Raw genomic sequence first — 11,894 nt, 5'->3', positions numbered from 1 at the left:
TCCTCTCGTGCAATCACGCGATCAGCAGAGCGGCCCACGCCGCGGCCAGCATCAGCAGCTGGCCCGGCACGACGTAGAGGGCGAAACGCGGACCGCCCGCGCTGAAGGCGAACACCATCTTGGTGATTGTATTGGTCGAGAAGGCGGCGAGAACGGGAATCACGGCGGCGGGCGGCGCGAGACGGCCCTCGGCGACGAGGGACGCGACTGATATCGCCGGCGCATGCGTGTCGGCAAAGCCGGCCGCGCCGGCTGCCAGGATGACCCCGGCCTCGCCCATCCAGTCCTGCAACGCGGCCGCCAGCAGAAGCACGGCGGCCAGGATCGCGGCGAACACCAGCGCCGTCCTGAGGCTGAAGGCGCTGCCCGCCGTTTCCTCGACCCGGCCGCGGTCCTGGCGCAACGCCCACAGGATGAAGGCGCCGCCATAGACGACCGCCGTCGCACCGGCAAAGAGAAGGGGCAGGGCGAGAGCTTTCAGGGCCTCGAGATCGGTGGCACCGATCAGCAGGCCGAGCTGCACCACGGTCGCGACGGAGGACAGTGCGGCGCCGGCGGCCGCGGGCTTCAGCAGCTGCGGTTCCCGGGCGGCCCGCGCACCCATCGCGCCGATGGTGGCCGAGCTGGAGATGAAGCCTGAGGCGAGGCCGGCCAGCGGCAGGCCGAACCGGGGCCCCACGATGCGGACTGCGATGTAGCCCAGGGCACCGACGCCCATCACCAGGATCACGACCAGCCAGATCGTGCGCAGGTTCAGCGCACCGTAGGGACCGATCGGATGGTCGGGCAGCAGCGGCAGGACGATCAGCGTCGCGGCGGCGAAGATCAGCAGGTCGTGCATCTCGCCGTCGGTCAGCATCGAGCGCACGAAGCGATGCAGGGCGACCCGCGCGTTCAACAGCACGGCGACCATCACGCCGACGCCGGCCGCGAAGCCCGGCTCCCGGACGGCCAGCCCGCCCAGCAGGGTGGTGGCGACCAGCGCCGTCTCCGTCGTGAGGCCGGGGTCGCTGTCACGCGCATGCCAGTAGGAAAGCCCGGCGAAGGCCGCCACGCCCAGCACCGTCGCGGCCAGAAGGAAATCGCCACCGGCCGCCGCTGCGGTCGCGCCGGCGAGCGATGCGAGGGTGAAGGTGCGGAGCCCCGCGGCGCCGCGTCCGGGCCCTTCGCCCTTCTTGCGCTCGCGGTCGATGCCGATCAGCAGGCCGACGCCGAGGGCGACGACGAAGCCGAGGATGAGCGAATGGGGTTCGAACATGGACCTTCTCGGGCGGAGCCCGCTGTTGCCGGATCGCATACTAGCAAGCAGGCGGCCGCCTCGTCCGGTTTCCCGCGCGGCCTAGGGCAGGCTGCGTCGCGCGGCCTCACGCTGGTTCGAGAGGCTGGCGGCCACCGCGTAGAAGGCCTTGATGCTGCGCCGCAGTCGTTCGCTCTTCAGGCAGGCGACATAGTCGCTGCTGGTGATCTTCGCGTCACGGAAATGGAGGGTGCGGAAGCGCGTCGAGGCGCTGGCCTCCAGTTCCCAGACGATGCTGAAGCCGAGACCCGCGCCGACCGCCTCGCAGACGGCCTCGCGACTGCCCAGCTCCAGCACGGTGCGTGGCCTGACACCGGCCTTCGCCATCGCCGCTGCCGCGACCCGCCGGGTGTTGGAGCCTTCCTCGCGCGAGACCATCGGCTGGTCGTTCAGCTCGGCCAGTCGCACGCTCTCCCGGCTGGCCCAGGGATGATCGTTGGCGACGATCAGAACCGCCGTGTGCTTCCACAGTGGCATGGCATGGATCTGCGGATGGCGCTCGACGCCGGGCAGGATGGCCAGGTCGGTGCGCCGCTCCAGCAGCTGTTCGCGCACGAAGCGTGTATTGCCCATGGCGACGGACAGTTCGATGTTGGGGTGTCGCGCGAGGAAGCGAGCAAACACGCCCATCGCGATGTGCGGACCGTCGGCGGTGAGGCTGAGTTGCCCGCTCTCCAGTTCCGATGATTCGGTCAGGATCTCGCGCATCTGCTCCTCGAGGCTCGAATAGCGGCGCGACATGCGGAACAGCCGCTCGCCCATCTCGGTCAGCTTCACCGCGCGGCGGGACCGCTCGAACAGCTTCACCCCGTAGCGTTCCTCCAGCGCCTTGACCTGGATGGTCACGGCTGGTTGCGTGAGGCCGAGCGCCTCCGCCGCTCGCGAGAAACTGCCCTCCTGGGCGACGGCGTCGAAGGCGCGGATCTGCGTGTGGAGCATAAGAGCAGTATAAATAATCTTTCAGTTACAGAACAAATATTAAATTGTCCTAACAAACCGCGCGCCCGATGATCGCCCGAAGGGGAAGGGGAGCATCGGATGGTCGCGCGGAGGAACATCCTCTTCATCGTCATCGATCAGTGGCGGGCCGACGCGCTTGGCTGTGCCGGCAACCCCGTGCTGAAGACCCCGAACCTCGACCGGCTGGCGGCCGACGGCGTGCTGTGCCGCCGCCATTTCGTGCAGGCCGCTCCCTGCGGCCCGTCGCGGGCGGCGCTGCTGACCGGCACCTATCAGCACAACAACGGCGTAATGCGGAACGGCACGCCGCTTGCACGCCGCTTCACGAATATCGCCCTGGAATGCCGCAAGGCCGGATACGACCCGGCCCTGTTCGGCTACACGGACACGACGGCCGATCCGACCGGACTGCCGCCGGACGATCCCGCGCTGCGCACCTACGAATCGGTGATGACGGGCTTCGCTCCTGAACTGCATCTGCCGGAACTGCCCTATCCGTGGATGGCCGATCTCAAAGCCAAGGGCTACGCCTTCGCCGACGACGTCACCGAGATCTACCGCCCGGCCGCGCCGGCGGGCGATCGCGGCCCCACCTTCCCGCCGGCGCGCTTCAAGGCCGAGGACAGCATCACCGCCTTCCTCACCGACCGTCTCCTCGACTTCATTTCGGTGCGGCGCAACGGTTCGTGGTTCGCGCACGCGGCCTATATCCGCCCGCACCCGCCCTTCATCGCCCCAGAGCCCTATAACGCGCTGTACGATCCGGCCGACATGGCGCCGCCGCGTCGCGCCGCCACTGCGGAGCGCGAAGGCGCGCAGCATCCGCTGCTGGCGAGCTATCTCCGGTCGCAGAATCTCGCGAGCTACTTCGTTACCGGGCAGGGGCTGGTTGCCGATCTCAGCGACGCCGATCTCGCGCAGTTGCGTGCCACCTACTACGGCATGGTGCAGGAGGTCGACGACCAGGTCGGACGCCTGCTCGACAGGCTGAAGGAATGGGGACTCTACGACGACACGCTGATCGTCGTGACGTCCGATCATGGCGAACTGCTCGGCGACCACTGGATGCTGGGCAAGCAGGGCTATTTCGACGAAGCCTACAACGTGCCGCTGATCGTGCGTGACCCGCGCGCTGCGGCGGATGGCGCCCGCGGCACGAAGATCGAGCGTTTCACCGAGGCGGTGGACGTGATGCCGACGGTCCTCGACTGGCTCGGCCTCGACATTCCGCGGCAGTGCGACGGCCGGTCCCTGCTGCCGCTGCTGCACGGCATGGCGCCTGCCGACTGGCGCCGGGAAGTGCATTGGGAGTTCGACTTCCGCGGCTTGGGCGCCGCCGATTCGGAGGTCGCGCTCGGCCTGCCTATGGATTCCTGCTCGCTGGCCGTCATCCGCGACGAGCGCTTCAAGTACGTCCACTTCGCGGCCCTGCCGCCGCTGTTCTTCGACCTCGCGGCTGATCCGCACTGTCTCAACGACCTGTCTCGCGATCCGGCCGCGGCGCCGGCGATGCTCGCCTACGCACAGAAAATGCTGTCGTGGCGCATCGTTTCCAGCGGCCGCGAGCTCACCGGCATGCACGTTTCGTCCAAGGGTCTTCACGTCCGCCCCTGATGCAGCAGAAGGAATTCGTCATGAGGAGAAGATTGCTCGGCGCCTTCGCAGGCATGATCGCCGCCTTCGGCGCCTCGGTGGCCGCCGCCGCGCCGATCGAGATCCAGTTCTGGCATCCCACGCTCGGCCCAATCGACGATGCGCTGAAGCAGCAGATCGACAGCTTCAACAATTCCCAGACCGCCTACAAGGTCGTGGCCAGCGGCCGCGGCACCTACGACGAGACCTTCAACGCCGCCATCGCCGGCTTTCGTGCGAACAAGCATCCGCAGCTTCTGGTCGTGATCGGCCAGGGAACGCAGAGCATGCTGCTTTCGGGTGCGGTCTATCCCGTCCAGGACCTGCTGGCAGCCGAAGGCTACAAGGTCGACTGGGACAACTACATCCAGCCGGTGCTGAACTACTACCGCACCAAGGACAAGAAGCTCCTGTCGCTGCCGTTCAGCGCCTCGACGCCGATCCTCTGGTACAACAAGGACGGCTTCGCAAAGGCGGGCCTCACCCGCCCGCCGGTGACCTGGGACGAGATGGGCGAGTACCTGACCAAGCTGCGCGCCGCCGGCTTCGAATGCGGCTACACGTCGGGCTGGCAGCAGTGGGTTCATGTCGACAACTATTCGACGATCCACGACCTGCCGATCGCCACGCAGCATAACGGCCTCGACGGGCTCGACGCGACCTTCACCTACAACAAGACGGCGGTGGTGAAGAACATCGCGCGCCTGCAGTCCTGGGTGGCCGACGGCCGCTACGTCTATTCCGGCCGGCAGGGCAGCAGTGCCACGCCGGCCTTCGCCTCCGGCCGCTGCGCGATGATGACCCATTCGTCGGCGGTGTTCTCCTCGCTGCAGGCCAGCGCGAAGTTCGCCTTCGAGGCCGCGCCGCTGCCCTACGAGGCCGGTACGACGCCGCACAACAGCCTGATCGGCGGCGGCGCGCTCTGGGTGCTGAAGGGCCACAAGCCCGAGGAATACAAGGGCGTGGCCGCGTTCCTCGCGCATCTGACCAATCCGGACCAGCAGGCCAAGTGGCACAAGGACACTGGCTACATGCCGATCACCAAGGCGGCGTACGAGAAGGTCAAGGCCGAGGGCTATTACGACAAGTACCCGCAGCAGGAAGTGGCCATCACGCAGGTCCAGCGCGGCACGCCGACGCTCAACACCATGACGGTGCGCCTGGGCAACGCCAACCAGTACGTCGCCGCCCTCGAAGAGGAAATGGAGGCCGTCTGGTCCAACAAGAAGACGGCACAGCAGGCGATGGACGACGCCGTGCGCCGGGGCAACGAGATCCTGCGCCGTTTCGAACGCCAGCGCGGCAACTGAGGTGCCGCGCCCGGGGAACGGATCCACGTCGTGATCAAGCGCGTGAACTTCCAGCGGCACAAGCCGCTGGCGTTCCTCCTGCTCGCACCGCAGATGCTCGTGCTGGCCATCTTCGTCTTCTGGCCCGCGGCACAGGCGCTCTACCAGGCCTTTACCGTCAGCGATCCCTTCGGTCAGCGCTCGACCTTCGTCTGGTTCGACAATTTCCGCGACGTGCTGACCAGTCCGGAATACTTCAACTCGATCTACCGGACAGCCATCTTCAGTTCCGGCACGACCGCCTCGGCGGTGCTGGCCGGGCTGGCCTTCGCGGTGCTGGTCGACCGGGTGGTGCGCGGCAAATCGGTCTACCGGCTGCTGGTCATCTGGCCCTATGCCGTGGCGCCTGTCCTGGCCGGCGTGCTCTGGCTGTTCCTGTTCCATCCGATCTACGGCGCGATCGCGCTGATGCTGAAGCAGGGCTTCGGCGTCGCCTGGAACCCGCTGCTCGACGGCAACGATGCCATGCTGCTGGTGATCGTCGCGGCCGCCTGGAAGCAGGTGAGCTACAATTTCGTGTTCTTTCTCGCCGCCCTGCAGGCGATTCCGCGCTCGCTGATCGAGGCCGCCGCCATCGACGGGGCGGGACCGGTCCGGCGCTTCGTCAGCATCGTCTTTCCTCTGATTTCGCCGACCACCTTCTTCCTGCTGGTCATCAATGTCGTCTACGCTTTCTTCGACACGTTTGGCATCATCCATGCCTTGACCCAGGGCGGCCCGGGCGGGGCGACCGACATCCTGGTGTACAAGGTCTATGCCGACGGCTTCCTCGGCCTCGACCTCGGCCTGTCCTCGGCGCAGTCGGTCATCCTGATGATCCTGGTGATCGGGCTGACGGCCGTGCAGTTCCGCTTCCTCGAGCGACGCGTGAAGTACGCCCAATGATCGAGCGGACCCCCTGGCTGGACCTGGTTTGCCACATCCTGCTGATCGCGGGCGTGGTGGCCGTCTGCCTGCCGCTCTACTACGCGCTGATCGCCGCGACCCATACCCTGCCCGACGTTCTGCAGGTGCCTATGCCGCTGACGCCGGGCAACGAACTCTGGACGAACCTCAAGACGGCGATGGCACGCGGCGATCTCGGGCGGCAGCTGGTCAATTCGCTGATCGTCTCGGTGGGAGTGACGGTGGGCAAGATCGCGTTGTCGATCCTCTCGGCCTTCGCCATCACCTATTTCCGCTTTCCCTTCCGAATGACGGCCTTCTGGCTGATCTTCGCCACGCTGATGCTGCCGATCGAGGTGCGCATCGTGCCGACCTACGCGGTGGCGGCACATCCGCTGCAGGGGCTGGGCTGGCTGCTCGACCAGACGGGCCTGCGAGGACCGCTGGAGAGCCTGACCGGCTGGAACGTCGAGGCGGTCGTGAAGTGGAGCCTGCTCGATTCCTACGCCGGCCTCATCCTGCCGCTGATGGCTTCGGCCACCGCGACCTTCCTGTTCCGCCAGCTCTTCCTCACGATCCCCGAGGAACTGCTGGAGGCGGCAAAGATCGATGGTGCCTCGCCCATGCGTTTCCTGATCGACGTGCTGTGGCCGATGTCCCGGACCAACGTCGTGGCGCTCACGGTGATCCTCTTCGTGTTCGGCTGGAACCAGTATCTCTGGCCGCTGCTGATCACGACCGAGGCCAGCATGACGACAGCGGTGATCGGGCTCTCCAAGCAGATCTCCGCCGCGCCGGAGGCGGTGCCGAAGTGGAACACGCTGATGGCCGGGGCGCTGCTGATCACGCTGCCGCCGGTGATGGTGGTCGTGGCGTTGCAGCGCTGGTTCGTCAAAGGCCTCGTCGACTCGGAAAAATAGCGGAGCATTCCCTTGGCCACCGTCGACATACGCAAAGTCGAGAAGTCCTACGGGCCCGCGAAGGTCCTGCACGGCGTCGATCTCGAGATCCGGCACGGCGAGTTCGCCGTCATCCTGGGGCCGAGCGGCTGCGGCAAGTCCACCCTGCTGCGCATGATCGCCGGACTGGAGGAGATCACCGGCGGTGAGATCGCGATCGACGGGCGCGTGGTCAACCGGCTCGAGCCGCGCGAGCGCGACATCGCCATGGTGTTCCAGAACTACGCGCTCTACCCGCACATGAGCGTGGCCGAGAACATGTCCTATTCGCTCAGGATCGCGCATGCGCCGAAGCAGACGATCCGTGACAAGGTGGCGGGCGTCGCGGGCATCCTGGGCATCGGCGACTTCCTCGCCCGCAAGCCCACGCAGCTGAGCGGCGGCCAGCGCCAGCGGGTCGCGATGGGCCGCGCCATCATCCGCGAGCCCAAGGTCTTCCTGTTCGACGAACCGCTGTCGAACCTCGACGCCAAGCTGCGCCACCAGATGCGAACCGAGCTGAAGCGGCTGCATCTGCGCCTCGACGCCACCTCGATCCTGGTGACGCACGACCAGGTCGAGGCGATGTCGCTCGCCAACCGCCTGATCGTGATGAACGCCGGACGGGTCGAGCAGGTCGGGACGCCGGGCGAAGTCTATGCGCGGCCGGCGACCCTGTTCGTGGCGGGCTTCATCGGCTCGCTGCCGATGAATTTCTTCAAGGGCAAGGTGGCTGACGACGGCAGATCCCTCAGCCTGGACGGCGGCGCTGCATTGGCGGGAGAGGGTGCGCAGATCGGTCCGCCGGATCGCGAGGTCGTGGTGGGCGTGCGGCCCGATGCGCTCGCGCTGGCGCCATCGACGGCGGGCGGCCTCGGCGGGCGTGTCGAACTGGTCGAGGATCTGGGCAGCGTGAAGCTGGTCCATCTCGACGACGGGCGCGACGGGTTCGTGGTGGCGGCGCCGCCGGACACCGAACTGGGCGAGGCCACGGAACATGGCGTGAAGGTGCGGGCGAAGGACCTGCACCTGTTCGACGCCGCATCGGGCCGACGCCTCTAGGAAAACCGGATCGGGAGGAAGACGATGGAACTGCGTGACTACGCAGCCTTGAGCGCGGTCGAGATGGCGAGGCTGGTGCGGACAGGCGAGGTCTCGCCCGTGGAGCTGGTCGAGGCCTCGCTCGATGCGATCGAGCAGACCGAGCCCGCGGTGAATGCCTACAGCGCCATCTTCCACGACGATGCACGGAAGCGGGCGGCGCAACTGGAGACGGAGGCCCGGGCCAAGTCGTTCCGCGGACCATTTCACGGCGTGCCGGTCGGCATCAAGGACCTGTTCCTGGTCGACGGCTACCGGACGCAGCGCGGCTCCCGGCTCTACGTCGATTCGGTCGCAACGGAGACCGCGCCGTCGGTCGAGCGCCTGCTGGGCGCGGGTGCGATCATGGTCGGCAAGACCACGACGCCCGAACTGGGGTGGAAAGCCGCATCCAACTCGCCGCTCTATGGCGTGACGCGAAACCCCTGGGACGTCTCGAAGACCGCGGGCGGTTCGAGTGCGGGTTCAGCCGTTGCCGTCGCCGACCGCACGGTGCCGCTGACTCTGGGTTCGGACGGCGGCGGCTCCATGCGGGTGCCGGCCTCGTTCTGCGGCATCTTCTCGCTGAAACCCACGCTCGCGCGCGTGCCGACCTATCCGCTGAGCCCGACCGAGCATCTGTCGCATGCGGGACCCATGACGAACAGCGTCGAGGACTATGCTCTCGCGCTCGACGTCGTGCAGGGACCGGATGCGCGCGATCCGCAGTCGCTGCCGGCGGCCGGCCTCTCCTATCGCGAGACCCTGGGCGATCTGCCGAAACTGCGCTGCGTACTCGCGCCGACCCTGTTCGGCGTCTCCGTCGACCCCGCCGTTGCGGCGGTGATCGCCGGCGCCTTCGGCGAGATCGCGGCGCGCCTGCCGGTCGAGATCGTCGACGCGAAGCTCGACTGGCCCGATCCCATCGACATCTTCGATGCGCTCTGGGTCGCGCGCGGCGCGCTCTATGGCGGCCTGAAGCCCGAAGACATGGCGCGGATCGACCCGGGCTTCGCACGCATGGTGGCGCGGTCGGCGTCGATCAGGCTGGAGGACCATTTCCGCACGCTGCAGGCGCGGGCGGCCTTCAATCGCGCGGTCGCGGAGGCGTTCGAGACCTTCGACCTTCTCGTGATGCCGATGGTGCCGATCGAACCCTTTGCGGCCGAGGCGGACGGGCCTCCCGACATGGACATGGACAAGCCGGTGCCCTGGGCGCGTTGGACGCCTTTTTCCTATCCGTTCAACATCACCGGCCAGCCTGCGGCATCGGTGCCCTGCGGCTGGTCGCCGTCGGGCCTGCCGGTCGGACTGCAGGTGATCGGGCGGCGTTTCGCGGACGAGCAAGTGCTGCAGTTCTGCGCGGCCTGGGAAAGGCACTTCGACTGGCGTCGGCGGATGCCCGGCGCTTGCGCCGGCGGCTGATCGCCCGCCCGGATCAGCGGCCCGACTCAGCGGCCCGACTCAGCGAATCGTGCCGCTGGTCCGCACCAGCAGGACGGTCGCAACGAAGGCGATGGTGGCGATCACGAAGGTCATCGCCAGCACGCCCTCGGCACCGTACTTGGCCATCACCGCGGCCAGCACCGGCGGGGCCGCGGCCGAGACGATACCCTGGGGGAGCGCGAGGCGGCCGAGATAGGTGCCGAACTGGGCGCGTCCGAACAGGGCGAGCGGCAGCGTGGCGCGCAGCACCGCCTTCAGGCCGTTGGCGATTCCGAAGGCGACGAGGCAGAGCAGGGCGATTGCGAAGTTGCCGCCCGCCAGCAGCGCGAGGCCGAGGCCGAGCGGCAGGACGGCGGCGGCGAACAGGGTCGAGCTGCTGATGGCGTAACGGTGCCCGAACAGCAGTTCGATCACCCGCACGCCGACCTGTGCGGGGCCGATCAGGGAGGCCAGCAGCAGCGCGGACGCGGGATCGTGGCCCAGGCCGCGCAGTACGCCGATCGCGTGCACGATGAAGCCCGTGAAAATGAAGGCGCCGCAGGAGAAGGCGATCGCCAGCAGGACGAAGAGACGATCGGTACGGTCCGACGGCAGCCCCGAGGCGCTCGTGCCCACGGCCGTCTGCGCCGCGACGCTCGGCCGGCCCGGCAATACGAGGAGATGGACGGGCGCACAGACCAGCAGATGGATCGCCGCATAGACCAGCAGCACGCCGCGCCAGCTCATGATGACTTCCAGCGCCTCCGAGACCGGCCAGAACACCGTCGAGGCGAAGCCGCCGATGATCGCAAGGATGGCGATGGCCTGGCGCGCGCGGCTGCCCGCGATCTGCGCCAGCGCGATGCTGGCGGGCGTGTTCAGCGCCAGCGTCGAGGCGATGCCCATGGCGGCCCAGCAGAGAAGGTAGGTCACCAGACCCTGCGAGAAGGCGAGCGCGGCGAGCGACAGGGCATAGATGACCGAGCCGACGGCCATCACGGAGCGGGCGCCGGTACGGTCGAGCAGCCGGCCGACACGTGGGGCGAACAGGGCGCCGACCCCGAACATCACCGTGATGCCGCCGTAGACGACTTCGCTCGGCAGGTCGAGGTCGCGCTGGAAGTGGCGGCCCAGGACCGAGGGCATCAGGAAGGTCGTGCCCCAGCCGACGATCTGGGTGAGGCAGAGCCCGATGGTGGCCTTCGTCGCCGCCGTGATCTTCACGCCGCCCGCGACTGCTCGGGATAGAGCGACAGCAGGCCGGCCTCACTGGCATCGCAGACGCCGCGCTCGGTGATCAGCGCCGTCACCAGGCGTGCGGGCGTCACGTCGAAGCCCGGATTGGCGGCGTTGCTCCCCTCGGGCAGCACGTGGACCGTCGCCAGTTCGCCATCCTCGGTACGCCCCGTCATGTGCGACACTTCGCGGGCACTGCGCTCCTCGATGGGGATCTCGCGCACGCCGTCGACGATCGTCCAGTCGATGGTCGGGTAGGGCAGGCCCACATAGAAGGGCACGCCATTGTCGTGGGCGGCCAGCGCCTTCAGGTAGGTGCCGATCTTGTTGCAGACGTCGCCGCCGCGTGTCGTGCGGTCGGTGCCGGTTATGACGAAATCGACCTGGTCGTGCTGCATCAGGTGGCCGCCGGCATTGTCGGCGATGACCGTGTGCGGCACACCGTGCTTGCTCAATTCCCAAGCCGTCAGGCTGGCGCCCTGGTTGCGCGGCCGCGTCTCGTCGACCCAGACATGGATCGGAATGCCGGCATTGTGCGCCTGGTAGATCGGAGCCAGCGCCGTGCCCCAGTCGACGGTGGCGAGCCAGCCGGCGTTGCAATGGGTGAGCGCATTGAGTCGGCCGCCCTTGTCGCGCGGCGTCAGCCTGCGGATCAGGCCGAGCCCGTTCTCGCCGATTCGGCGGCAGATCTCCGCGTCTTCGTCGCAGATCTCGGCGGCGCGCCGGTAGGCCGCCTCGCGCCGCCGGGCGGGCGGCAAGGGCGCCAGCAGCGCGCGCAGATCGTCGAGCGCCCAGCGCAGGTTCACCGCCGTGGGCCGCGAGTCCAGGAGGAGGCGATAGGCACGCTCCAGCATCGCGTCGGACGGATCGGCCGCCATGGCGAGCGCCATACCGTAGGCCGCGGCGGCGCCGATCAGGGGCGCGCCACGCACGATCATGGTGCGGATCGCCACCTCGGCGTCTTCCATTGTGCGCAGATCGCGCACGACGAAACGGTGGGGCAGAAGGGTCTGGTCGATGGCCTGGACGGTCGTGCCGTCGGCGCCGAGCCAGATGGTTCGATAAGGTGTGCCGTCTACTTTCACGGCGCCA

10 protein-coding genes are annotated in these 11,894 nt (G+C 67.9%); 6 read left to right on the top strand and 4 right to left on the bottom strand.

The features are described from left to right. Nucleotides 1-13: 13 nt before the first annotated feature. Together LJ725_RS13660 and LJ725_RS13655 are read right to left on the bottom strand one after the other, a co-directional pair. Entirely contained in the window at nucleotides 14-1,258 is a 1,245-nt protein-coding gene (locus tag LJ725_RS13660) for an MgtC/SapB family protein (RefSeq protein ID WP_230551215.1), read from the bottom strand. Nucleotides 1,259-1,339: 81 nt separating this feature from the next. Further along, nucleotides 1,340-2,236, bottom strand: coding sequence for a LysR substrate-binding domain-containing protein (locus tag LJ725_RS13655; protein ID WP_230551214.1), 897 nt, complete (start codon nucleotides 2,234-2,236; stop codon nucleotides 1,340-1,342). 99 nt (nucleotides 2,237-2,335) lie between these two features. On the opposite strand from LJ725_RS13655, the gene LJ725_RS13650 reads away from it, so the two are divergent. From LJ725_RS13650 to LJ725_RS13625, 6 genes are read left to right on the top strand one after another with little or no spacing between them, the layout of a single operon-like run. Then, nucleotides 2,336-3,871: an alkaline phosphatase family protein gene (locus LJ725_RS13650; protein WP_230551213.1), complete on the top strand. Its 1,536-nt coding sequence runs from the start codon at nucleotides 2,336-2,338 to the stop codon at nucleotides 3,869-3,871. A 20-nt stretch (nucleotides 3,872-3,891) separates the two neighbouring features. After that, nucleotides 3,892-5,199, top strand: coding sequence for a sn-glycerol-3-phosphate ABC transporter substrate-binding protein UgpB (gene ugpB / locus LJ725_RS13645; protein WP_230551212.1), 1,308 nt, complete (start codon nucleotides 3,892-3,894; stop codon nucleotides 5,197-5,199). Between the two features lie 33 nt (nucleotides 5,200-5,232). Beyond that, nucleotides 5,233-6,123 (top strand): sn-glycerol-3-phosphate ABC transporter permease UgpA, encoded by an 891-nt coding sequence (ugpA, locus tag LJ725_RS13640; RefSeq protein WP_230551346.1) that lies wholly within the window; start codon nucleotides 5,233-5,235, stop codon nucleotides 6,121-6,123. After that, nucleotides 6,120-7,043 (top strand): ABC transporter permease subunit, encoded by a 924-nt coding sequence (locus LJ725_RS13635; RefSeq protein WP_230551211.1) that lies wholly within the window; start codon nucleotides 6,120-6,122, stop codon nucleotides 7,041-7,043. The genes ugpA and LJ725_RS13635 overlap by 4 nt, the downstream gene beginning before the upstream one ends. Nucleotides 7,044-7,055: 12 nt before the next feature. Then, a complete protein-coding gene (locus tag LJ725_RS13630; protein WP_268990642.1) occupies nucleotides 7,056-8,123 on the top strand; it encodes an ABC transporter ATP-binding protein in 1,068 nt (355 codons plus the stop codon). A 24-nt stretch (nucleotides 8,124-8,147) separates the two neighbouring features. Then, nucleotides 8,148-9,566: an amidase family protein gene (locus LJ725_RS13625; RefSeq protein WP_230551210.1), complete on the top strand. Its 1,419-nt coding sequence runs from the start codon at nucleotides 8,148-8,150 to the stop codon at nucleotides 9,564-9,566. Between the two features lie 39 nt (nucleotides 9,567-9,605). On the opposite strand, the gene LJ725_RS13620 is transcribed toward LJ725_RS13625, so the two are convergent. Continuing rightward, nucleotides 9,606-10,790: an MFS transporter gene (locus LJ725_RS13620; RefSeq protein ID WP_230551209.1), complete on the bottom strand. Its 1,185-nt coding sequence runs from the start codon at nucleotides 10,788-10,790 to the stop codon at nucleotides 9,606-9,608. Continuing rightward, on the bottom strand, nucleotides 10,787-11,887 hold the full coding sequence (gene mtnA, locus LJ725_RS13615) for an S-methyl-5-thioribose-1-phosphate isomerase (RefSeq protein ID WP_230551208.1): 1,101 nt from the start codon (nucleotides 11,885-11,887) through the stop codon (nucleotides 10,787-10,789). The genes LJ725_RS13620 and mtnA overlap by 4 nt, the downstream gene beginning before the upstream one ends. Nucleotides 11,888-11,894 lie beyond the last annotated feature (7 nt).

The organism is Reyranella aquatilis (assembly GCF_020880995.1).
Lineage (GTDB): Bacteria > Pseudomonadota > Alphaproteobacteria > Reyranellales > Reyranellaceae > Reyranella > Reyranella aquatilis.
Note: the sequence above shows the minus strand (reverse complement) of the source record. Positions and strands in the feature narration are given on the sequence as shown.